At 73.3% G+C, this 26935-nt stretch carries 11 protein-coding genes; 3 read left to right on the top strand and 8 right to left on the bottom strand.

What is annotated here, in order from left to right; genetic code table 11:
* Positions 1–8: 8 nt before the first annotated feature.
* Positions 9–788 carry a thioesterase II family protein gene (locus TU31_RS06165; RefSeq protein WP_042150477.1) on the top strand — a complete coding sequence of 260 codons (780 nt, stop codon included), beginning with the start codon at positions 9–11 and terminating at the stop codon, positions 786–788.
* Here the strand turns inward: TU31_RS06165 and TU31_RS06160 are convergent.
* From TU31_RS06160 to TU31_RS06135, 6 genes are all read right to left on the bottom strand, one after another.
* On the bottom strand, positions 725–1504 hold the full coding sequence (locus tag TU31_RS06160) for an aspartate/glutamate racemase family protein (RefSeq protein ID WP_042150475.1): 780 nt from the start codon (positions 1502–1504) through the stop codon (positions 725–727). The genes TU31_RS06165 and TU31_RS06160 overlap by 64 nt on opposite strands.
* Positions 1501–7152: a non-ribosomal peptide synthetase gene (locus tag TU31_RS06155; RefSeq protein ID WP_042150472.1), complete on the bottom strand. Its 5652-nt coding sequence runs from the start codon at positions 7150–7152 to the stop codon at positions 1501–1503. Before TU31_RS06155 ends, TU31_RS06160 begins: the two co-directional genes overlap by 4 nt.
* Positions 7152–15026: a non-ribosomal peptide synthetase gene (locus tag TU31_RS06150; RefSeq protein ID WP_042150470.1), complete on the bottom strand. Its 7875-nt coding sequence runs from the start codon at positions 15024–15026 to the stop codon at positions 7152–7154. The genes TU31_RS06155 and TU31_RS06150 overlap by 1 nt, the downstream gene beginning before the upstream one ends.
* Positions 15027–15097: 71 nt before the next feature.
* Positions 15098–23302 (bottom strand): non-ribosomal peptide synthetase, encoded by an 8205-nt coding sequence (locus TU31_RS06145; protein ID WP_042150468.1) that lies wholly within the window; start codon positions 23300–23302, stop codon positions 15098–15100.
* Positions 23303–23476: 174 nt separating this feature from the next.
* Positions 23477–23674, bottom strand: coding sequence for a DUF397 domain-containing protein (locus tag TU31_RS06140; RefSeq protein ID WP_042150466.1), 198 nt, complete (start codon positions 23672–23674; stop codon positions 23477–23479).
* On the bottom strand, positions 23671–24507 hold the full coding sequence (locus TU31_RS06135) for a helix-turn-helix domain-containing protein (protein WP_042150462.1): 837 nt from the start codon (positions 24505–24507) through the stop codon (positions 23671–23673). Before TU31_RS06135 ends, TU31_RS06140 begins: the two co-directional genes overlap by 4 nt.
* 106 nt (positions 24508–24613) lie before the next feature.
* Between TU31_RS06135 and TU31_RS06130 the strand changes: the two genes are divergently transcribed.
* Positions 24614–24802, top strand: a complete 189-nt coding sequence (locus TU31_RS06130; protein ID WP_042150459.1) for a hypothetical protein — start codon at positions 24614–24616, stop codon at positions 24800–24802.
* Between the two features lie 139 nt (positions 24803–24941).
* Complete coding sequence (locus TU31_RS39035) at positions 24942–25118, top strand: hypothetical protein (protein WP_181018552.1); 177 nt, start codon at positions 24942–24944, stop codon at positions 25116–25118.
* A 61-nt stretch (positions 25119–25179) separates the two neighbouring features.
* Here TU31_RS39035 and TU31_RS06125 read toward each other — a convergent pair whose 3' ends face one another.
* Together TU31_RS06125 and TU31_RS06120 are read right to left on the bottom strand one after the other, a co-directional pair.
* Entirely contained in the window at positions 25180–25938 is a 759-nt protein-coding gene (locus TU31_RS06125; protein ID WP_042150456.1) for an ABC transporter permease, read from the bottom strand.
* Complete coding sequence (locus TU31_RS06120) at positions 25935–26903, bottom strand: daunorubicin resistance protein DrrA family ABC transporter ATP-binding protein (RefSeq protein ID WP_042150454.1); 969 nt, start codon at positions 26901–26903, stop codon at positions 25935–25937. The genes TU31_RS06125 and TU31_RS06120 overlap by 4 nt, the downstream gene beginning before the upstream one ends.
* Positions 26904–26935 lie beyond the last annotated feature (32 nt).

Here is a 26935-nt window from a genome sequence, read left to right as displayed (position 1 = left end):
GGTTGACCATGACTGTTTCCCGTGCCGCGAGGGGCGCGCACCGCGCCCTCGACCAGGAGTGGTTCCGCCGTCCCCGGCCGGTGCCGGACCCCCGGCTGCGGCTGGTCTGCTTTCCGCACGCCGGCGGCGCGGCCAGCTTCTTCCGGGACTGGCCGCAGTGGCTGCCGGCGGATATCGAGGTCGTCGCGGTCTGTTATCCCGGCCGGGAGGACCGGATAGCGCTGCCCCCCGTCGAGACGATGGACGAGCTCGCCGGCCGGATCGCCGAGGAGCTGGTGCCAGCCCTGGACCGGCCGCTGGCCTTCTTCGGACACAGCATGGGGGCGTCGGTCGCGCACGAGGTGGCGCTGCGGATCGAGCGGCGGCACGGGCGCGTGCTGCGCCGGCTGCTGGTCTCCAGCCGCAGCGCACCGTCCCGGCTGCGGCCCTCCGGGATCTCCCGGGAGAGCGACGAGGTGCTGGTGGCCGATGTCATGGCGCTCGGCGGGACGTTCTCCGCCGCCCTCGACCACCCCGGTCTGCGGGAGCTGCTGCTGCCCGCCATCCGCGCCGACTACCGGCTGATCGACGACTACCGGCCGCCCGTTCCGCTGCCCCGGCTCGGGGTGCCGGTGACCGCCGTGCTCGGCGACCGGGACCCGCATGTCCAGGAGGCGGACATGCGGGCCTGGGCGGAGGTGACCGAGGGGGACTTCGGGCTGCGGGTCCGCTCCGGGGACCACTTCTACCTGCTGGAGCAGGCGCCCTCTCTGGTGGCCGAGGTGGGCAGGCTGCTCACCAGCGGCTGAGGGGCCGGCAGACCCGCCGAGAAGCGGACCGCGAGGGTGCGCAGGGCGTCCACCGTCCGGTCCGGGCCGTACCGTTCCGTCAGATCCCGCGACACCAGGTGGAATTCGGTGCAGCCCAGCACGACGCCGGTGCAGTCATGGCGCCGCATGAGGTGCTCCACTTCCGGCAGCGCCTCGTGCGGCAGCGGACCGTAGCGCTTCATCCGGTAGATCAGCCGGTGGACCCGGGCCTGCGCGTCCTCGTCGGGGCGCACCACCCGGTGGGCCACGGCGTCCCAGCCGGGCTGCGACTCGAAGATCCGCGCCCGGCGGCTGCCCTCCGTGGACAGCATCAGGAACCGGCCGGTGGCACCGGCCAGTTCGGCCGCCGTGGTCTCCACCAGGGACACCACCCGCCCGCGCAGCGCCGGATCGACCAGCGGGAGGAAGTGGTGCGCCGTGAAGCACACCACGACCACCTGATCGGCGCCCCGCTCCAGCAGTTGCGCCAGCCGGTCCTCCAGCCGCTCGGTCATCTCCCGGGCCCTGCCCTGCCGGATGGCCTCGGTGCGGTCGGGGAAGGCCGGATCGGAGTCCAGCAGCACCCGCGGGCGGGACTGCTCCGGCCCGTGCCACTCGCCCGCGTACAGCGTCCGGAGGAACTCGGCCGAGGCCAGCGGGCCCATCCCGCCCAGGACGCCGAGGACCGCCGCGGCGGGGAGCACCGGGGTGGTCATCGGGTACTCCCCGCCACCGGGCCGGCCGTGGCGTCCCGCGGCCCGGCGATCCGCGGCGCGAGGAGGGCGCAGATGTCGGCGGCCGGCTCCGGCTCCAGCATCCTGGAGTGCTCGCAGTCCACCTCGTGGATCTCCAGCTCGCCGTCGAGGAACTCCTTCCAGGCCTGCGGGCTGGTCCACTCCTGCTGCTTCTGCGTGGCCACCACCAGCAGCATCGTGCCGCGGAACCGGTCGAGCCGGCGCGCGTTGGTGAGCGTCACGTTGTTCACCATGATGTCCAGCGCCACGGCCCGCTGCGCGTCGTCGAGATGGCGCAGCTCGCTCTCGCCGCGGCCCAGCCAGTCGGTGATCCGGGCCCGCATCACCTCGGTGTCCGGCAGCTCCGGCGAGGCGCCCTCGGGCAGGCCGTAGATCCCGGCGTAGCCCTCGTACATCTGCGTGAGGATCTCCTCGGGGCCGCCGGTGCCGGGGCCGTCGGCCGGCGCCGGGTAGGCGTCGAGCACCGCGAGCAGCGCCACCTCCTGGCCCTGTGCCTGGAGCGCGGTGGCCACCGCATGCGCCATGATCCCGCCGAGCGACCAGCCCAGCAGGTGGTACGGGCCCTCCGGCTGCACCCGGCGGATCTCGCGGACGTAGTCCTCGGCCATCGCGTCGAGGGAACGGGCGGGCGGCTGTGTGCCGTCCAGGCCCCGGGACTGGAGGGCGTACACCGGGTGGTCGGTGCTCAGGGCGCCGAGCAGCGCCGAGTAGCGCCAGCTGAATCCGGCGACCGGGTGCACACAGAACAGCGGCGCGGTGCTGCCCGCCGTGCGCAGCGGCAGCATCACCTCGAACGCGCTGCTGCCGCCGCCGTCGAGCTGGGCGGCGAGCCGGGCCGGGGTCGGTGCGGCGAACACATCGCGCAGCGCCGGGGCGCCGCCCAGCAGCGCCGCGAGCCGGCTCACCAGCCGGGTGGCCAGCAGCGAATGGCCGCCCAGCTCGAAGAAGTTGTCGTCCACGCCGACCTCTTCGGCCCCCAGGACCTCCGCGAAGAGCCGGCACAGCAGCTCCTCCTGCGGGGAGGCCGGCGGCCGGGTGGCCCGGCCGGTGACCGGGGCGGGCGCCGGCAGCGCCCGGTGGTCGAGCTTGCCGTTCGGCGTCAGCGGCCAGCTGTCGACGACGACGAACGCCGAGGGCGTCATGTACGAGGGGAGCAGCGTGGAGGTCTCGTCCCGTACGGCGGCCGGGCTCAACGGCGGTCCGTCCGGCGCCTGCTGGACATAGGCCACCAGACGCCGGTCGCCCGGCCGGTCCTCGCGTACGGTCACCACGGCGCGGCCCACCCCGGCGCACCGGCTCACCGCCGCCCGCACCTCGCCGAGTTCGATCCGGAAGCCGCGCACCTTGACCTGGCTGTCGGCCCGGCCGCAGAAGCGGAGCTGTCCATCGCCGTCCCAGTACGCCAGGTCACCGGTGCGGTACATCCGGGAGCCCGGGGCACCGAACGGGTCGGCGACGAAGCGGTCCGCGGTCACCGCCGGCTGGTGCAGATACCCGCGGGCCACGCCGGTGCCGGAGACATACAGCTCGCCGACCACGCCGGACGGCACCGGCTGAAGGGCCGCGTCGAGCAGATACACCCGCGCGCCGTCGATCGGCCGCCCGATCACCGCGGTGCCGTCCGCGGTCCGCGGGTCGCGGATCGCGAAGCTGACATCGCAGGTGGCCTCGGTGGGGCCGTAGGCGTTGATCAGCGTCCGGTCCCGGCCCCAGAACGCGGCCAGCTCCGCGGGCAGCACCTCCGCGCCGGTGATCATCACCCGCAGCTCCGGCAGCGCGGTCCGGGGCACTTCGGCCAGCACCGACGGCGGGATCATCAGATGGGTGATCCGGCGCTCCCGGAGCACCTCGACCAGCTCCGCGCCCGTGGGAGTGCCCTCCGGTACGACCAGGCACCCGCCGCACAGCAGCGACCAGAAGAACTCCGCCACCGAGACGTCGAAGCTGGGCGAGGCGAGCTGGAGCGCCCGGCTGCGCTCCTCGACGCCGTAGTGCGCGGCCTGGTTGGCGGCGAACGCGGCCAGCCCGGTGTGGGTGACCACGACGCCCTTGGGACGGCCCGTGGTGCCGGAGGTGAAGATGGTGTACGCCGGGTGGTCGAGCCGCAGCGGGGCGGTCCGCTCGGCGTCGGTCAGGTCCGCGCCGGACAGTGCGGCGCACGCGGCCGCGGTGGCGGCGTCGTCCACCAGCAGCACCGGCACAGCACCGGTCTCCGGCAGCCGGTCCGCGAGCGCGGCCGTGGTCAGCAGCAGGACGGGCGCGGCGTCCGAGACCATCGCGGTCAGCCGCTCGGCCGGATAGCCCGGGTCCAGCGGCAGATACACCGCACCGGCCTTCTGCACGGCGAGGACGGCCTCCGCGAGGTGCCCGGACGGCGGCAGCGCGACCGCGACCGCACGCTCGGGACCCGCGCCCCGCGCGGCGAGCAGCCGCGCCAGCCTGTTGGCCCGCTCGTTGAGTTCCGCGTAGCCGATGACGCGGTCCGTCTCCAGCGCGGGACGGTCCGGGGTGCGGCGCACCTGGCGCTCGAAGAGCTCGGCGAAGGTGGCGGCCGGCGGGGCCGGGCGCCGGTGCGGCCCGTCCTGGAGCAGGGCGTCGCGCTCGTCGGGGGAGAGCACCTCCAGGCGGCTGACCGGCAGTTCGGGGCCGGCACAGGCCTCGGCCAGCACCCGGGCCAGACGTGCGGTGAGCAGCCGGGCGGTCGCCGGGTCGAAGAGGTCCGCGGCGAATTCGAGCAGACCGCCGATCCCCGCCGGGCGGCCCTCGGCCGTACGGGACTCGCTCAGGTTGAACGCGAGGTCGACCTTGGCGGCCCCTTCGGCCTCGCCCTCGAAGGAGACGTCGAGGCCCGGCAGTTCGAGCGTGGCGCTGCCGGTGTTCTGGAGGATCAGCGCCACCTGGGCGAGCGGTGCGTGGGACAGCGTCCGGGTGGGGTTGACCGCCTCGACGACCCGCTCGAAGGGCACGTCCTGGTGCGCGTACGCGGCCAGATCCGTCTCCCGGACGCGCCCCAGCAGCTCCAGGAAGGTCGGGTCGCCGGACACATCGGTGCGCAGCACGAGGTTGTTGACGAAGTAGCCGACCAGCTCCTCCAGCGACTCGTCGGTGCGCCCCGCCACCACCGTGCTGACCGGGATGTCGCTGCCCGCGCCGAGCCGCGACAGCAGGAGGGCGAGTCCGGCCTGGAGCACCATGAAGACCGTGGCGTCGGACCGCCGGGCCAGCTCGACCAGCCGCTCGTGCGTCGCGGCGTCCAGGGTGAACGGCGCGGTCGCGCCGCGGTGACTGGCGACCGCCGGGCGGGGCCGGTCCAGCGGCAGGTCCAGCAGCTCCGGCGCACCCGCCAACTGCTCACGCCAGTACGTGAGTTGCTGCGCGAGCAGGCTGTCCGGGTCGTCCTCGGCACCCAGCAGCTCCCGCTGCCACAGCGCGTAGTCGGCGTACTGCACCGGCAGCGGCTGCCACCGGGGCGCGCCGCCCCGCTGCCGCGCCCCGTAGGCCACCGACAGGTCCCGGACCAGCGGCGCCAGCGAGGAACCGTCGCTCACGATGTGGTGCATGAGGAGCAACAGCACATGCTCCCGGTCCGAGATCCGCAGCAGGGTGGCCCGCAGCGGGAGTTCCCCGGCCAGGTCGAAGCCGCGCCCGGTCCGCGCGGCCAGGGCGGCGGCCAGCTGCTCCTCGCCGTCGAGCGTCACATACTCCAGCTCCGGACGGGCGTCCTCGGCGGGGAGCACGATCTGGCAGGGCGCTCCGGCCACCTCCGCGAAGCGGGTGCGCAGCGCCTCGTGCCGCTCGATCACATCGCCCACCGCGGCCCGCAGCGCGTCCCGGTCCAGGGTTCCGCGCAGCCGCAGCGGCAGCGGGATGTTGTACGTCGGGCTCGTGCCCTCCAGCTGGAAGGCGAACCACAGACCGCGCTGGGCGTACGACATCGGCAGCCGGTCCGGGCGCGCGGCCCGCACCAGGGCCGGGCGGGTGGTGTCCGCCCGCGCCAGCCGGGCGGCCAGCCCGGCCACGGTCGGCGACTCGAAGACGGACCGCACCGGCAGCTCCACGCCGAAGGCCGCGCGGATCCGGCTGAGCAGCCGGATCGCGGTGAGCGACTGCCCGCCCAGCGTGAAGAAGCTGTCGTCGACACCCGGGCAGGGGCGGCCCAGCACACTCTCGAAGAGGCCGCGGAGGATTTCCTCGGTGGCCGAGAACGCCGTCCTGGCGACCGGGGGCAGCACCTCGGCGTCGTCGTCGGCGCCCGGCTCGGGAGCCGGGGCGGCGGCGTCCAGTCGCCGGAAGGCGGCCGGCAGCGGGCAGGCGAGGCCGGCCACGGGCTGCCCGGGACCGGCGACGATCTCGCCCAGTACGCCTTCCAGCGCGCTGAGTACGGCCGCGGCCTCGTCCCGGTCGAAGAGGTCGGGACGGTACTCCAGCTCGATCTGGAGCCGCTGCCCGGTGAGACCGGCGACCACCCGCAGCGGGTAGTGCGCGGAGTCATGGCCCTCGGCGACCTCGACCCGCACCCCCGCGTACGAGGGCCGGGTGCCGTCGTCCCCGGGAGCGTTCTCGAACACCACGAAGGTGTCGAAGAGATCGCCGGTCCCGGCCAGGCGCTGGATCCGGGCCAGGCTGAGGTGGTGCCGGCTGAGCAGCGCCGTCTGTTCGTCCTGGAGCCGTGCGAGGTTGTCCGCGACCGGGGCGCCCGCGTCGAGCCGTACCCGGACCGGGACGGTGTTGATGAACATCCCGACCATCGACTCGATCCCGGCGATCTCCGGCGGGCGGCCGGAGACCAGGGTCCCGAAGACCACGTCGTCGCGGCCGGTGAGCCGGCTGAGGACCACCGCCCAGGCGCCCTGGACCAGGGTGTTCACGGTCAGCCCGCGCTGCCGGGCGAAGTGGTCGAGGTCCCCGCCGAAGCCCTCGGGGAACGCGGCCGCCACCCGCTCCGGCGCGACCGGCACCCGGCCCGGGTCGGCGGGCGCCACCAGCGAGGGGCCGGGCAGCGCGTCGAGCGCCTGCTGCCAGGCCCGCTCGCATCCGGCGTCGTCCTGGGCGGCCAGCCAGCTGAAGTAGTGGCGCTGCGGCACGACCGGCGGCAGGGCCCGGTCGTCGCCCCCGTGCTCGTACAGGGTGAACAGCTCCCGTACGAGGATCGGGGTGGACCAGCCGTCCAGCAGCAGATGGTGGTTGGAGACCACCAGCCGGTGCCGGTCGGGCCCGAGCCGCACCAGGGTGAACCGCATCAGCGGCGGGCGGTCGAGCGGGAAGCGGCGGGCGCGGTCGGCGGTGAGGAACTCCGCCAGCCGCCGCGGGGCGTCGTCCTGTGCCGTGAGGTCGAGTTCCTCCCAGGGGAGCGGCACCTCGCGGTGGATCACCTGGAACGGCTGGCCGTTCGCCCGCTGCCGGAAGCCCGCCCGCAGGTTGGGGTGGCGCGTCAGGAGCGCCGCCACCGATGCCTTGAGCAGGTCCGGGCGCAGCGGTCCGTCGAGGGCGAGGACCATCTGGACGCCGTAGACGTCGACCGCCTCGTCGTCGTACCAGGAGTGGAAGAACATGCCTCCCTGGAGCGGCGTCAGCGGAAGGACGTCTTCCAGCGCGGACTGCTTTTTCATCAGAGCATCCCCAGTTCTGCTTCAAGTGCGTCGATCTCGTCCTGGGAGAGCCCGAGGGAGAGATCGGAGGGTGTGTGACCGCCGGTTTCGGCGCCGGCGGTGTGGACGACCAGGGCGTCCAGCGCCTCGAACCAGAGCTCGGCGAGTTCGCGCACGGCCGGCTCCGGGAGGAGGCCGGCCGGCCAGGACCAGGTGGCGTTCAGCCGCGGACCGCCGGGCAGGTCCTCGGTGAGGGCGTTGACCTCCAGCGCGTGCGGGACCGCGGCCCCGGCGTCCCGCGGGGCGGGGGAGGGCAGCCCGTTCGCCATGGTCCACAGCCCGCCGTCGCTCCCGCCCGCCGCCGCGAACCGGCCCAGGTAGTTGAACCCGAGGCGGGGGGCGGGGAGTTCGGCGAGGCGCGGTGCGGTACGCGGGTTGAGGTAGCGGAGCATGCCGTACGAGACCCCGTTGCCCGGCAGCGCGCGCAGCTGCTCCTTGACCGCCTTCAGGGCCGCGCCCACGCCGGGGCCGCCCGCCCGCAGCTCCGCCCAGTCGACGGCCGCGGGGGCCAGCAGCGCCGGGTAGAGGCTGGTGAACCAGCCGACGGTGGCGGACAGGTCCGCGCCTTCGAGGATGTCCTCGCGGCCATGGCCCTCCAGGTCGACCAGGACACCTGCCGCCGAGCGGTCGCCGCGCCGGCGGCGCCACTCCAGGACGGCGAGTGCGAAGCCGGTCAGCAGCACGTCGTTCACGTTCGCGTGGAACGCGGCCGGGACCGTCGTCAGCAGCGGTTCGAGGCGCTCCGCCGGCAGGCCGAGGGTCAGATGGCGCACGGTCTCCGCGGTGTCCGTCCGCGGGTCCACCGGCCGTACGCCGGGCAGCGCGGCCGCCGCCGGGTCGCTCAGGACCGAGGTCCACACCCCGAGGCCGTCCTCCCAACGGGGCTCCTGCGCGCTCTCGTTCAGCCGGTGTGCCCACTGGCGGAACGAGGTGCGCACCTCGGCGAACGCCGGTACCCGCCCGTCCGCGGCGGCCTCCCATGCCGTGCGCAGATCCGGCAGCAGGATGCGCCAGGAGACACCGTCCACCGCGAGGTGGTGGATCAGGATCTGGAGCAGCCCCGGCGTAGCGTCCCCGGCGTCGTACCAGACGAGCTGGATCACGGCGCCGTCGTGCGGGGAGAGCCGCAGCCGGGCCTTCTCCCCGTGCTCGGCGAGCGCCAGGTCCCGGGCGTCGGCCGCCAGTCCGGCGATCTCCACCCGGTGCAGGACGGAGTCCGCGGGGACGGACCCGGGCGCGCCGACCGTGGGCCGGTCCGCACCGTCCCCGTCCCCCGCCATCCGCAGCCGCAGCACGTCGTGGTGGTCGAGCCAGCTCTGTACGGCGTCGGTGAGCCGCTGCTCCCCGAGCCCGGCCGGGACCCGGACCGTCACCGACTGGTTGAAGCCCGCCGTGGGTCCGTCCTGCTCGTACAGCCAGTGCATGATCGGCGTCATCGGGAAGCCGCCCAAACCGTCGTCCGCCGGGCGCGGTCCGGCGTCCTGGGTGATCTCGGTGGCGACGGCGGCGAGCGCGGCGGCCGTACGGCACTCGAAGACCTGCCGGACCGTCACGTCCAGCCCCGCGGCACGGGCCTGGGAGACCAGCCGGATGGAGCTGATGCTGTCGCCGCCGAGCTCGAAGAAGCTGTCGTCGATCCCGGCGTGCGCGACGCCGAGCACCTCGGCGAAGACCCGGCACAGGGTCTCCTCGCGGGCGGTGCGCGGGGCCCGCCCGGTGGTGCTGCCGGTGTACTCGGGCGCGGGCAGCGCCTTGTGGTCGAGCTTGCCGTTGGCGGTCAGCGGCAGGGCGTCCAGGGCGACGACGGCGGCCGGGACCATGTAGTCCGGCAGCGCGCCGGACAGGTGCTCCCGCAGCACGCCAGCGGCGGGCAGCCCGCCCGGCCCGGCCTCCGGGACCGCATAGCCGACCAGCCGCTTCTCGCCGGGCCCGTCCTCCCGGACGACGACCCGGGCCTGCGCCACCGCCGGATGCGACTCCAACGCGGCCTCGATCTCGCCGAGTTCGATCCGGAAGCCGCGCACCTTCACCTGGTCGTCGGCGCGCCCGAGGTATTCGAGCTGCCCGTCGGCCGTCCAGCGGGCCACGTCGCCGGTGCGGTACATCCGGGAGCCCGGCGGGCCGAACGGGTCGGCCACGAACCGCCCGGCGCTGAGCGCGGGCTGGTGCAGATAGCCGCGGGCCAGGCCCGCGCCCGCCACGTACATCTCGCCGGGCACGTTCGGCGGCAGCAGCTCCAGCCGGTCGCCCAGCACATAGATCCGCAGATCCGGGATGCCCCGGCCGATCAGGCTCCGGGTCTGCCCGGCCGCCGCCCGCTCGTCCAGCGGCAGATGGCTGACGTGCACGGTGGTCTCGGTGATCCCGTACATGTTCACCAGGACCGGCGCGGTGTCCCCGTGGCGGCGGTACCACTCGGCCATCCGGCCCAGGTCCAGCGCCTCGCCGCCGAACACCACGCGGCGCAGGGTCAGTTGAGCGCCGAGGCCGGGGTGTTCCGCGTCGGCCTGCATCAGCTGGTAGAAGGCCGACGGCGTCTGGTTGAGGACCGTCACCCGCTCGTCGGCCAGCAGCCGCAGGAAGTCCTCCGGGGAACGGCTCACCGCGTACGGCACCACGACCAGCCGGCCGCCGTACAGCAGCGGACCCCACAGCTCCCACACCGAGAAGTCGAAGGCGTACGAGTGGAACAGCGTCCACACGTCGTCCGGGCCGAAGCCGAACCACTCCTCGGTCGCCGCGAAGAGCCGCGCGACATTGCGGTGCGGGACGACGACGCCCTTGGGGCGGCCCGTGGAGCCCGAGGTGTAGATGACATACGCGGCGTTCGACGGCGACAGCGGGCCGCCGCGGTCCGCGTCGGTCAGATCGCCGTCGCCGTACCCCGCCAGCGCACGGGCGGTGCCGGGGTCGTCCAGCAGCAGGGTCCGGGGCCGGGACTCCGGCAGTCCGGCCGCGGCTCCGGCGGTGGTCAGCAGCAGCTCGGGGCCGGAGTCGGCGAGCATGTACGCGGTCCGGTCCGCCGGATAGGACGGGTCCACCGGGACATACGCCGCCCCGGACTTCACCACCGCCAGCAGCGCCACGACCAGCTGGGCGGTCCGCGGCAGCGCCAGCGCCACGAAGCGCTCCGGGCCGGCGCCGTGCGCCACCAGCAGCCGGGCCAGCCGGTTCGCCCGCGCGTTGAGCTCGCGGTATGTCAGCGACGCGCCCTCGTACACCACTGCCACGGCATCGGGGGTACGCGCCACCTGAGCCTCGAACAGCTCCGGCAGCGAGGCCGGGGCCGCCTCCCCGGCGGCGCCGTTCCACTCCACCAGCAGCCGGTGCCGTTCACCGGGCGCCAGCAGGTCGGCCTCGCTCACGGGGCGGTCCGGTGCTGCGGCGGCGGCCGTCAGCATCCGCTCCAGCCGCTCGGCGATCGCCCGCGCCCCGTCGCGGCCGAAGAGGTCCTCGGCGTACTCCAGGGAGCCGGTCAGGCCCGCGGGTGCGCCGGCCTCGGTGAACCGCTCGCGCAGCCCGAAGGACAGATCGGACTTGGCCGCCTCCAGCGTGGTCGGTTCGGTCGCCATCCGCACGTCGTCGTGCAGGCTGCGCGGGGCGTCCGCGTTGTTCTGGAGGTGCAGCATCACCTGGGCGAGCGGGATGTGTGAGAGCACCCGGGAGACCTGCGCCGCCTCGACGACGCGCTCGAAGGGCACGTCCTGGTGGGCGTAGGCGGCCAGGTCGGTGTCCCGGACCCGGGTGAGGAGTTCGCGGAAGGTCGGGTCGCCGGAGACATCGGTGCGCAGCACCAGCGTGTTGACGAAGAAGCCGACGAGGTCGTCGAGGGCGTCGTCGGTGCGTCCGGCGACGGCGGTGCCCAGGGGGATGTCGGTGCCCGCGCCGAGCCGCGACAGCAGTGCGGCGACCGCCGTGTGCAGCACCATGAACAGCGTGGAGTCCGTGGCCTGCGCGAGCGCGACCAGCCCCTGGTGCACCTCGGCGTCGACGGCCAGCCCGACCGTGCTGCCCCGGTGGGAGGCGACGGCGGGCCGGGGGTGGTCGAGCGGCAGCTCCAGCAGCTCCGGGGCGCCCGCCAACTGTGCGCGCCAGTAGTCCAGTTGCTGCGATATCAGGCTGTCGGGGTCGGCTTCGGAGCCCAGCACCTCCCGCTGCCACAGGGTGTAGTCGGCGTACTGGACGGCGAGGGGCTGCCAGGCCGGGGCGGTGCCCCGGTGGCGGGCGGTGTAGGCGGTGGACAGGTCGTTGAGGAGCGGGGCGATGGACCAGCCGTCGCCCGCGATGTGGTGCAGGAGGAGCAGCAGGACGTGGTCCTGCTCGCCCAGGCGGTAGAGGGTGGCGCGGAGCGGGTTCTCGTGGGTGAGGTCGAAGGCGTGGGCGGCCTGTTCGGCGAGGTGGTGGGGGAGCCGGTCCTCGGTGGTGGTCACGAGGGGGAGCCCGGGACGCGCTTCGTCGGCGGGGACGACGGTCTGCCGGGGCTCCCCGTCGTACTCGGTGATGCGGGTGCGCAGGGTCTCGTGGCGGTCGGTGAGGTCGGCGAGGGCCCGGGTGAGGGTGGCGTGGTCGAGCGGCCCGGTCAGGCGCAGGGCGTGCGGGATGTTGTAGGTGGGGCTGGGGCCTTCGAGCCGGTAGGCGAACCAGAGGCGGCGCTGCGCGGGGGAGAGGGGGAGGTGCGCGGGGCGCGGGTCGGCGGCCGTGAGGGGGGTGCGTGCCGTGTGGGCGCCGGTGATCTGAGGGGCGAGCGCGGCGACGGTGGGGTGCTCGAAGAGCGCGCGGAGCGGGATCTCGGCGTGCAGGGCGGTGCGGATCCGGCTGATGAGGCGGGTGGCGAGCAGGGAGTGGCCGCCGAGGTGGAAGAAGCTGTCGTCGATGGTGACCGCGGGCAGGCCCAGGACCTCGGCGAAGAGCGCGGTGAGGGTTTCCTCGGTGGCGTCACGGGGCGCCCGGCCGCCGCTCCCGGCGCGGGAGGCGTAGTCGGGGGCGGGCAGTCGGTCCCTGTCCACCTTCCCGTTCGGGGTCAGCGGCCACTGCTCCAGGACGACCACGGCGGACGGCACCATGTAGTCCGGCAGCGACTCCGCGACCACCTCCCGCAACGCCGCGGGCTCGGGTGCGTCCGCACCGCCCGCGGCCGTCACATAGGCCACCAGCCGGCGCCCGGCGGCCGCGTCCTCATGCACCGTGACCAGCGCCTCGGCCACCCGCCCGGTGGCGCTCAGCGCGGCCTCGATCTCGCCGAGTTCGATGCGGAAGCCCCGGATCTTCACCTGGTGGTCGGTGCGGCCCAGGAACTCCAGCTGTCCGTCGGCCCGCCAGCGCGCCAGGTCGCCCGTGCGGTACATCCGGCTGCCCGGCGCACCGTACGGATCGGCGACGAACCGCTCCGACGTCAGCCCCGGCCGCCCGAGATAGCCCCGCGCGAGCCCCGGACCCGTGACATACAGCTCGCCCGCGACCCCCGCGGGCACCGGGCGCAGCGAGGCGTCCAGGACATAGACCCGGGCATTGCGGATCGGGCCGCCGATCGGCGGCACCTGGGCGCCCGACAGCGGTTCGCTCATGGTGGCGCAGACGGTGGCCTCGGTCGGGCCGTAGGCGTTCACCATCCGTCGCCCGGCCGACCAGCGCCCCACCAGCTCCGGGGCGGTGGCCTCGCCCGCCACCACCAGCGTCATCCCGGCCGGCAGGCCGTCCGGCGGCAGGACGCCGAGCGCGGCGGGCGGCAGCGTGGCATGGGTGACCCGCTGTTCCGCCAGCAGCCGGGCCAGCGGCTCGCCGGGCGCCAGCCGGGGCGCGGGGGCCACCACCAGGGCGGCGCCGGTGGTCAGCGCCATGATCAGTTCCCAGGCCGCGGCGTCGAAGCTCAGCGAGGCGAACTGGAGCACCCGGGACCGGGGCCCCACCGCGAAGGCCTCGGCGTGGGTGGCCGCCAGCGACGCCACTCCGGCGTGGGTGACCTCGACGCCCTTGGGGCGGCCGGTGGAGCCGGAGGTGTAGATGACGTAGGCGGGGTGTTGGAGGCCGGCGCGGGGGCCCAGCGGGGTGGCGGGCAGGTCGTTCAGCTCGGCGACGACGGCGGGGTCGTCCAGGAGCAGGCGGGGGCAGCCGGTTTCGGGCAGGGCGACGCCGCCGACGGTGAGCAGGCAGGCGGGACGGGCGTCGTCGAGCATGTAGGCGATCCGCTCGGCGGGGTACTCCGGGTCGACGGGCAGATACGCCGCGCCCGCCTTGTGCACCGCCAGCGCCGCGATCACCATCTCCGGTGAGCGCGGCACGGCGAGCGCCACCACCCGCTCCGGGCCCACGCCGTGGCGGATCAGCAGCCGGGCCAGCCGGTTGGCCCGCTCCGCCACCTCCGCGTAGCTCAGCACGAGGTCCTCGAACACCACGGCGGGCGCCTGCGGATCGGTGCCCACCCAGGTGTCGAAGAGCTCCGGCATGGTCGCCGGCGGCACCGGGTGGCCGGTCGCGTTGCGCTCCACGATCAGCTGCCGGTGCTCGGCCGCGTCGAGCACCGGAGCCTGGCTCACGGCCCGGTCCGGGGCCGCGGTCACCGCATCGAGCACCCGGATCAGCCGCTGCGCCAGGATCTCCGCGCTCTCCTCCCGGAACAGGTCGACGGCGTACTGGATCTCGCCGACCATGCCCGCCGGAGTCTGCTCGGGGGTGTACCGCTCCTCCAGGTAGAAGGTGAGATCCGTCTTGGCCACCCCGGTCGCCACATCGCCGAAGGAGGCCTCGACGCCCGGGATGGAGAAGGTGCTGTCCGCGTTGCTCTGGAGGGTCAGCAGCACCTGGAAGAGCGGGGTGTGGGACAGCGACCGGCTCGGGTTGACCTCCTCGACGACCCGCTCGAAGGGCACGTCCTGGTGGGCGTAGGCGGCCAGGTCGGTTTCCCGGACCCGGGCCACGAGTTCGCGGAAGGTCGGGTCGCCGGAGAGATCGGTGCGCAGCACCAGGGTGTTGACGAAGAAGCCGACGAGGTCGTCCAGCGCCTCGTCCGTACGGCCCGCCACGGCGGTCCCGACCGGGATGTCCCGCCCGGCCCCCAGCCGCGACAGCAGGACCGCGAGCCCGGCCTGGACGACCATGAAGACCGTGGCGTCGCACCCGCGGGCCAGCTCCACCAGCCGCCGGTGCAGGTCCGCGTCCAGGGTGTAGCGCACGGTCGCGCCCCGGTGGCTCGCCACCGCCGGACGCGGATGGTCCAGCGGCAGTTCGAGGAGCTCCGGCGCGTCCGCCAACTGCTCCTTCCAGTAACCGAGTTGCTCCGACAGCAGGCTCTCCGGGTCGTCCTCGGAGCCCAGCACGTCCTGCTGCCACAGCGCGTAATCGGCGTACTGGACCGGCAGCGGCTCCCACTGCGGCCCGGCGTCCGCGCACCGGGCCGCGTACGCCTCCGACAGATCCCGGGCCAGCGGCGCCATCGACCAGCCGTCGCTCGCGATGTGGTGCATCAGCAGCAGCAGGACGTGCTCCCGCTCGGCGACCCGGTAGAGGGTGACCCGCAGCGGCACCTCGGCGGTGAGGTCGAAGCAGTAGCGCGCCTGCTCCGCCAGCGCCCCGGTCAGCGCCGCCTCCCCGGCCAGCTCCACGAACCGGACCTCCGGGCGCCCGTCCTCGGGGGACAGCACCACCTGGCAGGGCTCGCCGGCCTCCTCCGCGAACCGGGTCCGCAGCACCTCGTGCCGGCCGGTCACATCCGCGACCGCGGCCACCAGCGCGTCCCGGTTCAGCTCGCCCGACAGGCGCACGTACAGCGGGCAGTTGTACGTCGGGCTGGGTCCCTCCAGCTGGAACGCGAACCACAGCCGGCGCTGGGCGAACGACATGGGGAACAAAGGGACTCCTTCAGGAACTCACAGAAGAGGGGACCGGCCGGGCGGACTGCACCACCGGTGGTTCAGGACGGCCGGCGGCGCATGGCACGGAGGGACGGGCGGGCCCTGCGGGCACCGTCGAGCTGCTGCGCGAGCTGGGCGACCGTCGGATTCTCGAAGATCGTCCGGACCGTGACCTCGGCGCCGAGCTCGGCCCGGATGCCGCTGATCAGCCTGGTCGCCAGCAGGGAGTGCCCGCCCAGCCGGAAGAAGCTGTCGTGGATGCCGACCTCCGGGAGCCCCAGCAGCTCGGCGAAGAGGCCGCAGAGCGTCTCCTCGCGCGGGGTCCGTGGTCCCTCGGATCCGGCGGACGGCGCCGGACGGCCCGGCACGGGCAGCGCCTTGCGGTCGACCTTGCCGTTCGGCATCAGCGGCCACTGCTCCACCACGACGACCGCGGACGGCACCATGTGCCGGGGCAGACTGCCGGAGATCTGCTCCAGCAGCTCCTCGGCGGGCAGCGGACCGGACAGGTCCGGCAGCAGCTCGGTGTACGCCACGATGCGCTTGTCGCCGGGGCTGTCCTCACGGACCAGCGCCACCGTCTGCTTGACCCGCGGGTGAGCGTCCAGCACCGCCTCGATCTCACCGAGTTCGATACGGAAACCGCGCACCTTCACCTGGGCGTCCGTCCGGCCGACGTACTCCAGCTCGCCGTCGGCGCGCCAGCGCACCAGGTCCCCGGTGCGGTACATCCGCTCCCCGGGCGCCCCGTACGGGTTCGCCACGAAGCGCTCCGCGGTCAGCGCCGCCCGGTTCCGGTAGCCCCGTGCGAGGCCGTTCCCGGCGAGGTACAGCTCGCCGGGGATACCGGCGGGCACCGGCCGCAGCCCCGCGTCCAGCACGTACACCCGGGTGTTGGCGACCGGGACACCGATGGGCGGCACGCCCTCACCGGACAGCGGGCGGCTCATCGTGGCGGCGACGGTGGACTCGGTCGGACCGTACGAGTTGATCATGCGGTACCGGGTGGCCCAGCGGCCCGCCAGCTCCACGCTCACCGCGTCCGCGCCGGTCACCAGGGTGCGCAGGTCCGGGAAGGCACCGTCCGGGACCGTCGCCAGGGTGGCCGGCGGGATCAGCGCGTGGGTGATCCGGGTGTCCCGCAGGACCTCGGCCAGCGCCTCACCGGCCAGCGGCTGGCCGTCCGGGACCACCAGGGCGGCGCCGGTGGTGAGCGCCATGACCAGCTCGATCACCGAGGCGTCGAAGCTGGGCGAGGAGAGCTGGAGCACCCGGCTGTCGCCGTCCAGCAGGTAGTTCTCCCGCGCGGAGGCGGACAGATCGGCCACTCCGGCGTGGGTGACCTCGACGCCCTTGGGGCGGCCGGTGGAGCCGGAGGTGTAGATGACGTAGGCGGGGTGCTGGAGGCCGGCGCGGGCGTCGAGCGGGGTGGCGGGCAGGTCGTTGAGGCCGGCGACGACGGTGGGGTCGTCCAGGAGCAGGCGGGGGCAGTCGGTTTCGGGGAGGGGGGTGCCGGTGAGGCTGAGCAGGCAGGTGGGGCGGGCGTCGTCGAGCATGTAGGCGATCCGCTCGGCGGGGTACTCCGGGTCGACGGGCAGATACGCCCCGCCCGCCGTGACCACCGCCAGCATCGCCACGATCAGGTCCGCCGACTTCGGCAGCGCCAGCGCCACCACCCGCTCCGGGCCCACCCCGTGCCGCATCAGCAGCCGCGCCAGGCGGTTGACCCGCTCCGCCACCTCCGCGTACCGGTACGTACGGCCCCGGTGGACCAGTGCCGGGGCGTCCGGAGCCTGCGCCACCCGCTCCTCGAAGAGCGCGGGCAGGGTCGCCGCGGCCGTGCCGCGGGCGGTGTCGTTCCAGCCGGAGAGCAGCCGGTCGCGCTCCTGCGGCGCGAGGATCTCGATCTGCCCGACCGTGCGGTCCGGGTCGGCGACGGCCGCCCGCAGCACCCGCAGCAGCCGGTCCGCGAGGGTCACCGCGGTCCCGTGGTCGAACAGGTCGGTCGCGTACTTCACTTCGAGACCGATCCCGTCCGGGACCAGGTCCGCGTCCTGCCGCTCCTCCCAGAAGAAGATCAGGTCGAACTTGGCGATCTCATTGGTGACCTTCGGTGCGGTCGCCTCGGTGCCGGGGAAGTCCAGCGCGCCCCGCTGGTAGCTCTGGAGCGTCGTCACGACCTGGACGAGCGGGGAGTGGGACAGCACCCGGTCCGGGTTGACCGCCTCGACGACCCGCTCGAAGGGCACGTCCTGGTGGGCGTAGGCCGCCAGGTCGGTCTTCCGGGCGCGGGCCAGCAGCTCGCGGAACGTCGGGTCGCCGGACAGATCGGTGCGCAGCACCAGCGTGTTGATGAAGAAGCCGACGAGGTCGTCCAGCGCCTCGTCCGTACGGCCCGCCACGGCGGTCCCGACCGGGATGTCGGTACCGGCCCCGAGCCGCGACAGCAGCGCCGCGATCGCCGCGTGCAGCACCATGAACAGCGTGGCACCGGAACTCTGCGCCAGCGCGACCAGCTGACGGTGCAGCTCGGGGTCCAGCTCCAGCTGCACACTGCCGCCGTGGTGACTGGCCACCGCGGGGCGGGGCCGGTCCAGCGGCAGGGCGAGCAGCTCGGGCGCGCCGGCCAGCTCCCGTTCCCAGAACGCCAGCTGCTGCGAGATCACACTGCCCGGGGTGTCCTCCGAGCCCAGCAGCTCCCGGTGCCACAGCGCGTAGTCCGCGTACTGGACGGGCAGCGCGTCCCGCTCCGGGCTCCGGCCCGCCAGGCGCGCGCCGTACGCCTCCGACAGATCGCGGGCCAGCGGCGCCATCGACCAGCCGTCGCTGGCGATGTGGTGCATCACCACCGCCAGCACATGCTCCCGCTCGTTCAGCGAGAACACACTGACCTGGAGGGGGAGTTCGCCGACCAGCCCGAAGGGGTGCAGCGCGGCCTGCGCGAGCGCCTCGGTCAGCCCCGCCTCCCCCGCCACCGGGACGAAGGACACCTCCGGCGTCAGCTCACCGGCCGGCAGGACCTGCTGATACGGCTCACCGTCCGCCTCCGGGTAGACGGTGCGCAGCACCTCGTGCCGGGCCACCACGTCCGCGACCGCGGCCTGCAGCGCGTCGTGGTCCAGCGGGCCGGACAGCCGTATCCAGGTGGGGATGTTGTAGGTGACGCTGGAGCCCTGGAGGCGGTGGATGAACCACAGCCGCCGCTGGGCGAACGACAGCGGCACCCGCTCCGGGCGGTCCGCCGCCACCAGCGCGGGACGGGCCCGCTCGGCCTCGTCGAGCCGGGCCGCGAGCCCCGCCACCGTGGGCGTCTCGAAGACCGCCCGGATGGACAGTTCCACGCCCAGCGTGCCGCGCAGCCCGGCGATCAGCCGGGTCGCCAGCAGCGAATGGCCGCCCAGATCGAAGAAGTTGTCGTCCACGCCCACCCGCGGCAGGCCCAGGACCTCGGCGAACGCACCGCTCAGGATCTCCTCGTGCGCGGTGCGCGGACCCCGGCCCGGGGCGCGCGCCGAGCCGTAGTCCGGCACCGGCAGCGCCCGGCGGTCCAGCTTCCGGTTGACGGTCAGCGGCAGCTCGTCGAGCAGCACGAAGGCCACCGGCACCATGTAGTCGGGCAGTTGCCGGGCGGCGTACCGGCGCAGCTCCGCCGGGTCCGGGGAGCAGCCGGGGGCCGGGACCGCATAGCCGACCAGCCGCTTGTCGCCGGGCCGGTCCTCCCGCACGATCACCGCGGCCTGGGCGAGTTCGGGGTGGGCGCCGAGGACGCCCTCGATCTCGCCGAGCTCGATCCTGAAGCCCCGGAGCTTGACCTGGTCGTCGACCCGGGCGATGAACTCCAGCTGTCCGTCCGCCCGCCAGCGGCCGAGGTCGCCCGACCGGTACATCCGGCTGCCGGGCGGACCGAAGGGGTTGGCGACGAAGCGGGTGGAGGTCAGATCGGGGCGCCGGTGGTAGCCGCGGGTCACCAGGTCCCCGGCGATGTACAGCTCACCGGGGCTGCCCACCGGGACGGGCTGGAGCCGCGCGTCCAGCACGAACATCTGGGTGTTCCAGACCGGCCGGCCGATGGTGACCACACCCGCCGGAACGGTGTCCCCCGGCTCGATCCGGTACTCCGAGCAGCCGACGGTGGTCTCCGTCGGCCCGTACTCGTTGATGACGGTCGCCCCGGGGTGCCGGCCCCGCCACTCGTCCAGCACCTCACCCATCAGCGACTCCCCGCCGAGCACCAGCTGCTCGTCGGGCGAGAACGCGTCGGGGAGCTCGATCAGCAGCGGCAGATGGCTCGGGGTCGCCTTGACGAAGCTGGGGCTGCGCTGGCCCTCGGCCGCCGCGCTCGACGCGTCCAGCTCGATCAGCTGCACACAGCCGCCCGAGGTGAGCGGGGCGAACAGACCGGTCGCCGTGAGGTCGAAGGCGACGGGCGAGTGCACCAGCGCGGTGCCCGCGACGCCGGGGTAGGCGGACCGGGTCCAGGACAGATAGCCGTCGAGGGAGCGGTGCTGGACCGTGACGCCCTTGGGGCGGCCGGTGGAGCCCGAGGTGAAGATCACGAAGGCGGCGTTGTCCAGCGACAGCGGGCCGCCCCGGTCCGCGTCGGTGAGGTCGGCGGCGGACACCGCCGCCACCTCGGCGGCCGTACCGGGATCGTCGAGCCGCAGCAGCGGGCACGGGGCCGGGACCTCCTCCATCACCCCGCGCCCGGTCAGCACCAGCACCGGGTCGACGTCCGCCAGCATGAAGCCGAGCCGGTCCGCCGGATAGGTCGGGTCCAGCGGCAGATACGCGCCGCCTGCCTTCAGCACGGCCAGCAGCGCGACCACCAGCTCCACCGACCGCGGCATCGCCACGGCGACATAGCTCTCCGGTCCCACACCCCGCGCGGCCAGCACCCGGGCCAGCCGGTTGGCCCGCTCGTTCAGCTCGCGGTAGGTCAGCGCGGTGCCCTCGTGCACGACGGCGGGGGCGTCCGGGAGCTGCGCGGCCCGGTCCTCGAACAGCTCCGGCACCGTCCGCCCGGACAGCTCGCGCGCTTCGCCCTGCCAGGCGTGCAGCAGCCGGTCCCGCTCGTCGGCGGTCAGCAGATTCAGCTCCCCGACCGGCAGATCGGGCCCGGCGACCGCCGCGCCGAGCAGCCGGACCAGCCGGGCGGCCAGCGCCTCGGCGGTGGCCTCGTCGAAGAGGTCGGTGGCGTACTCCAGCAGACCGTCCACCCCCGTCCAGGAGCCGTCGGCGGCCTGGCGCTCCCAGGTGTGGAAGGACAGATCGAACCGCGCGGTCCGCCGCGGCACCTCCTCGGGCACGGCGTTCAGCCCGGCCGTGGCGGCGCCGTGGTCCGGGGTGTTCTGCGAGGTGAGCATCGTCTGGAACAGCGGGGTGTGGGAGAGCGTGCGCACCGGGTTGACCGCCTCGACGACGCGCTCGAAGGGCACGTCCTGGTGGGCGTAGGCGGCCAGGTCGGTGTCCCGGACCCGGGTGAGGAGTTCGCGGAAGGTCGGGTCGCCGGAGACATCGGTGCGCAGCACCAGCGTGTTGACGAAGAAGCCGACGAGGTCGTCGAGGGCGTCATCGGTACGTCCGGCGACGGCGGTGCCCAGGGGGATGTCGGTGCCCGCGCCGAGCCGCGACAGCAGCGCGGCGACCGCGGCCTGGAAGACCATGAAGACGGTGACGTCACACTGCCGGGCCAGCCGTGCCACCCCCTGGTGCAGCTCGCTGTCCAGGGCGAAGCGCACACTCGCGCCGCGGTGGCTGGCGACAGCGGGCCGGGGCCGGTCGAGCGGCAGCTCCAACAGCTCCGGCAGACCCGCCAACTGCTCACGCCAGAAGTCGAGTTGACGCCCGGCCAGGCTCGTGGGGTCGTCCTCGGAGCCCAGGATCTCCCGCTGCCACAGGGTGTAGTCGGCGTACTGGACGGTGAGGGGCTGCCAGGCGGGCGCGGTGCCGCCCCGGCGCGCGGTGTAGGCGGCGCCGAGGTCCTGGAGCAGCGGGCCCGTGGACCAGCCGTCGCTGGCGATGTGGTGGGTCAGCAGCAGCAGAACGTGCTCGTCCTCGGCCAGCCGGTAGAGCACGGCGCGGAGCGGGTGCTCGTGGGTGAGGTCGAAGGCATGGGCGGCCTGCTCCGCGAGGTGCCGGGGGAGCTGGTCCTCGGTGGTGCCGACGAGCGGCAGCTCGGGACGCGCCTGCTCGGCCGGCAGGACGATCTGGTGGGGCTCCCCGTCGTGTTCGGCGATACGGGTGCGGAGGATCTCGTGCCGGCCGGTGAGGTCCGCCAGGGCGGTGGCCAGCGTCGGGTGGTCGAGCGGACCGCCGATCCGGAACGCGTGCGGGATGTTGTAGGTGGGGCTGGGGCCTTCGAGCTGGTAGGCGAACCACAGCCGGCGCTGCGCGGGGGAGAGGGGGAGATGCGGCGGACGCGGGGTGACGGGCGCGAGCGGGCTGCGGGTGGTGGGGGCGGTGGGGAGCTCGGGCGCGAGCGCGGCGACGGTGGGGTGCTCGAAGAGCGCGCGGACGGTGAGGTCGGCGTGCAGCGTGGCGCGGATCCGGCTGATGAGGCGGGTGGCGAGCAGGGAGTGCCCGCCGAGGTGGAAGAAGTTGTCGTCGATGGTGACGGCGGGCAGGCCCAGCACATCGGCGAAGAGCGCGGTGAGGGTCTCTTCGGTGGCGTTACGGGGCGCCCGGCCGCCGCTCTCCGCGTGCGCGGCGTAGTCAGGAGCGGGCAGTTGGCCCCGGTCCACCTTGCCATTGGGCGTCAGCGGCCACTGCTCCAGCACGACCACGGCCGACGGCACCATGTAGTCCGGCAGCGATTCCCCGACCAGCTCCCGCAGCACCGCCGGATCGGGCGCTTCCGCACCGCCCGTCCCCGTCACATAGGCAACGATCCGCTGGTCGCCCTCACGGTCCTCGCGGACCAGCACCACGGTCCGGGAGACCAGCGGATGCCGCAGCAGCGCCGCCTCGATCTCCCCCAGCTCCACCCGGTGCCCGCGCACCTTCACCTGGTGGTCGGTGCGGCCGAGGAACTCCAGCTGCCCGTCGGCCCGCCAGCGCGCCAGGTCACCCGTGCGGTACATCCGGCTGCCCGGCGCACCGTACGGATCGGCCACGAACCGCTCCGACGTCAGCCCCGGCCGCCCCAGATAACCCCGTGCGAGCCCCGGCCCGGCGATGTAGAGCTCACCCGCGACACCCTCCCCGACCGGCCGCAGACCGGCATCGAGGACATAGCCGCGGGCGTTGTCCATCAGCCGGCCCAGCGGCAGCACACCGTCCGGGGTCGGCTCACCGGGCTCCAGCCGGAACTCGGCCGCGTTGACGGTCACTTCGGTCGGCCCGTACACATTCAGCACGGTGGCCGCCGGGTGACGCCGCCGCCACACGTCCAGCACCGAACCGATCAGCGCCTCACCGCCCAGCATCAGCTCCTCGGTGGGGGAGAAGCCCTCCGGGAGCACATCGAGCAGCGGCAGATGACTGGGGGTGGCCTTGAGGAAGGTGCACTCCGGCGTGCCGCCGAACGCGTCCTCCTCCAGCGGGCCCGCCAGCACCCGGCCACCGCTGACCAGCGGCACCCACAGCGAGGTGACGGTCATGTCGAAGGACACCGACGAGTGCCACAGCGAGGTGCCACGGGCGCTCGGGTACGTCTGCCGGGACCAGCCGAGATAGTCGGCGAGCGCCCGGTGCTCGATCACCACCGCCTTGGGCACACCGGTCGAGCCCGAGGTGTAGATGACGTAGGCCGGGTGCGCCGGACGCAGCGGGGTGGTCCGCCCCCCGTCGTCGAGGTCGTTCTCCGCGGCCCGCGACAGCGCCTGCGCCACGTCCGGAGCGTCCAGCAGCACCGCCTGCCCGGCGAAGCCCTCCGCCGCCGCCCCGGCCCCGGCCGTGGTGAGCAGGCAGGCCGGACGGGCGTCGGACAGCATGAACGCCACCCGGTCCGCCGGGTAGTCGGTGTCCATCGGCAGATAGGCGGCCCCGGTCTTCGCCACCGCCAGCAGCGACACCACGAGATCGACGGACCGGGGCACCAGGACCGCGACGATCCGCTCGGGGCCCACGCCCCGCTCCGTCAGCAGCCGGGCCAGCCGGTTGGCGCGGGCGTTCAACTCCCGGTAGCTGAGCTGCTCGTCACCACAGCCGAGGGCCGGGGCGTCAGGAGTACGCCGCACCTGGTCCTCGAAGAGCTCGGGAAGCGTCAGCGCGGCGAACGGCCGCTCCATTCCCTGCCACTGCGCCTGGGCCTTCGGACCACTCATCGGGGAACTCCTTGTGCATCAGCAGAAACGCGGCACATCACCGACGGGAGGCTAAGAACCTCGGGTTTCAGTGCGCTATTGAAGCCATTTCGCTTGCTGAGCTGGGGTTTCTCCGCGTATGACAACGGCCCCCGCCACGTGGCGAGGGCCGGTTACTCAGGGACTGGTGCGGGATCAGGCGGGGAACTCCCCATCCTTGACGGCAGCGACGAACGACGACCAGCCGTTCACGGAGAAGGTGAGCGCCGGGCCGTTGGGGTCCTTGCTGTCGCGGACGGGGACAGCGCCGGGGACGTTGCCGGCGACCTCGATGCAGTCGCCGCCGTTGTTGCTGTAGGAGGACTTGAACCAGCGGAGGGAGTCGGTTGTCACGGGGTGCCCTTTCGTACCTGCTCGATCATGGCCACAGATGCCGCCTGCGACAACGCTTCGGCCTGCAATTGATGGTATGCCGTCAACACGGGCACCACGGAGGTACTTTCCCGGTCCAGGTTTCCCTGAGCCTGAGATTTGGCGTAACAAATCAGGGACCGGTCCGGCAGCGTCAAGAGGTTGACGGGCAGGTCAAACGTGCGGCGCTCCCCTATGTCGTACGGTGCCACCTGCAAGAGCGTGTTCGGCAGGTCGGCAAACTCGACCAGCCGCGCCAACTGTGCGTCCATGACAGTGGAGCCGCCGACCGGCCGACGGATGCAGCTTTCGTCCATGGTCACAAACACCATGGGCGGCCGGGGGCGCTCCAGCGCCGCCTGCCGCTCTGCCAGGAACCCGACACGTTCATCAGCCTGTTCGGGCGTGATGGCGCCCCGCCGCACGGCGCTGTCCGCCAGCACGCGCGCGTACTCCGGTGTCTGCAACAAGCCGGGGATGATCCCGATGTTGTAAAGCCGGATCTCTACCGCCCGGCCCTCGTACCCGACGTACTCGGGGAATCCTTCCAACAGGCTGCCGTGTTTGATCTCGCGGTACTCACGCTCGAACGAGTCCGCTGTGCCCTCAAGGCCGAAGACACGGTCCACGCTACGCGCGAACCGGAGAGTTGGAGGTTTCCGACCGTTTTCGACGGCCGAAACATGCACGCTCGAATACTCCGCGCGTTCGGCCAGCTCCTCTTGAGTCCACCCGCGCCCCTCTCGCAGGCTGCGCAGACGTGCCCCGTAGGCCGCTTCAGGGGAGGCGTCCGGGTTCAAGTCGTTGCGATTCAAAGGGCCTTCACTGTCCTTCCGTCCGCAAGTGACACGTTGAATGGCCCCTGACTGTAGGCCACGCTGAGGACTCCTGGTAGTGGAACCACTACGGAGAGGAGTAGCCGTGTCCGGCAGCCTGACCCCACCCGTACAGCTCGGCGAACCCCGGCCCGCCCCGAAACCCGCGGCAGAGTGCGATATCTGCCAGGTGCTGGTAAACGAGCGGCAGTTGGCAGAGGCACGGGGCGACAAGAGCAAGGTTGCTGACCTGAACATCGAGCTCAGGAACCACCCCGAGCACGAGGGGCAGTGACTCCCGCCCCGGCGTCCAAAACCCTGGACAGGTGAGCGCCGGGACGGGTGACCAACCGCGGAGGAAAACCTCCGCGGCCCACGGGTCATGCCCTCGACCGTACGGCGGCATGGCCCCTTACGAAAGAGGAGGCTGGTAGATGAGCGCCTTGGCTGTCGAGACGTATGAGACGCGCACGCCCGACGCCGAAGGCTGGCGCGGAGTCCCGTTCCGGCACCCCGCGGACATGGAGGCGGACGGCGGCAAGCACGACGGCGGGCCCATGCCCCCGGAGGCACCCCGCGAGCCGCAGCCGCAGGGCGGGGACGGCGAGTAATCCCTGTGTGGACGGGCCGTCGCCGGTGTCAGGCCGGCGACGGCCCCCCCGCGCGGCCCGCTCAGACCCGGGACCGGTACTTCCACACCGACAGCGGCAGGAACACCGCGATCAGTCCGGCGATCCACAGCAGGGCGCCCTGGGCGGAGGCCGCAACGGGGCCGCCGATCATCAGGTTCCGGGACGCGTCGACGACCAGGGTCATCGGGTTGTGCTCGACGAAGACCCGCAGCCAGTCGGGCATGGTGGTGGGCGCGACGAACACCGAACTGCCGAACTGGAGCGGCAGCATGGCGATGGTGCTCACGCTCTGCACGGTGTCGATGCTCCGGGCGGCCAGGCCGATGAAGGCGTTCACCCAGCACAGCGCGATCCCGTACAGCAGCAGCAGACCGAAGGCGGCGAGGGTGGGCAGCAGGCCGTTGTCCGCGCGGAAGCCGATGAGCAGGGCGAACGCGAACACCGCGAGCTGGCTGATCAGCAGCCGTACCGTGTCCGCCGAGACCCGGCCGATGAGGACGGCGGAGCGGGCGACGGGCATCGACCGGTAGCGGTCCATCACCCCGGAGGAGAAATCGGTGTTGAGCGCGATGCCCGCGGTGCGGGAGACGATGGTGTGGTTCAGCGCCATGATGCCGGGCATCAGGTACTGCCGGTAGTCCGCGCTGTTCCCGGCGATGGCGCCGCCGAAGGCGTAGATGAAGATCACGGAGAGGACGACCGGCATCAGGGCGGTGTCCAGCACCTGCCCCGGGCTGGCCAGCGACTTGCGCAGATTGCGGCGCGAGAGCGCCAGCGAGTGACGTACCAGTGAACTCATGCCGCGCTCCTAGCGGCGACGGGTTCCCTGGCCGCGGGTCCGGTGAGCTTGAGGAAGACCTCGTCAAGGCTCGGAATGTGGGTGTCCAGTGAGGCGAGCGGGATATCTGCCTCGCCGAGGGTGCGGACCACGGCGGTGAGCTGGCTGCCCCCGCCGGTGAGCGGCAGTTGGAGCCGTCCCTCGTCCGTCATGACGGTGGCCTCGGTGTGACCGGCGGCCACCAGGACCTGCCGGATCCGCGCCAGATCGCCGGGTGCCTCGGGCTGGATGCGGAGCATCTGGCCGCCCAGGCGCGCCCGCAGCTCGGCGGTGGAGCCGGACGCGATGACCCGGCCGCTGTCGATCACCACCAGGGCGTCGGCGAGCGCCTCCGCCTCCTCCATGTACTGGGTGGTGAGCAGCACGGTGGTGCCCTGTCCGGCGAGCCGGTTCACCTCCGCCCAGAGGCTGTTGCGGCTGTGCGGATCGAGGCCCGTGGTCGGTTCGTCGAGGACCAGGACGCGGGGGTCGCCGGTGAGGCTGGCCGCCAGGTCGAGCCGTCGGCGCATCCCGCCCGAGTAGCCGCCGACGGGCCGTTTGCCGGCCTCGGTCAGGCTGAACCGCTCCAGCATCTCGTCGGCACGGGCCCGGGCCTTGCGCCCGCGCAGATTGAACAGCCGGGCGATCAGATAGAGGTTCTCCCAGCCGGAGATGTCCTCGTCCACCGAGGCGTACTGGCCGGTGAGTCCGATCAGCGGGCGCACCCGGGCGGCCTCGCGCACGACATCGTGCCCGTGCACCAGGATGCGCCCGCTGTCCGGCCGGATGAGCGTCGAGACCATGCGCACCAGCGTGGTCTTGCCGGCGCCGTTGGGGCCCAGCAGCCCGAGCACCCGGCCGGCCGGGACCTCCAGGCTGACCCCCCGGATCGCCGGCGTACTGCCGAAGTTCTTCGCCAGATTCTCGATCCGGATGGCAGGGGTCATGTGCTCCAGGTCCTTTCGGGAGTTGCGGTACG

Source organism: Streptomyces lydicamycinicus, from assembly GCF_000829715.2.
Taxonomy (GTDB): Bacteria; Actinomycetota; Actinomycetes; order Streptomycetales; family Streptomycetaceae; genus Streptomyces; species Streptomyces lydicamycinicus.
The sequence above is the reverse complement of the archived record's forward strand: the minus strand, read 5'-3'. Positions and strand labels throughout refer to the sequence as shown.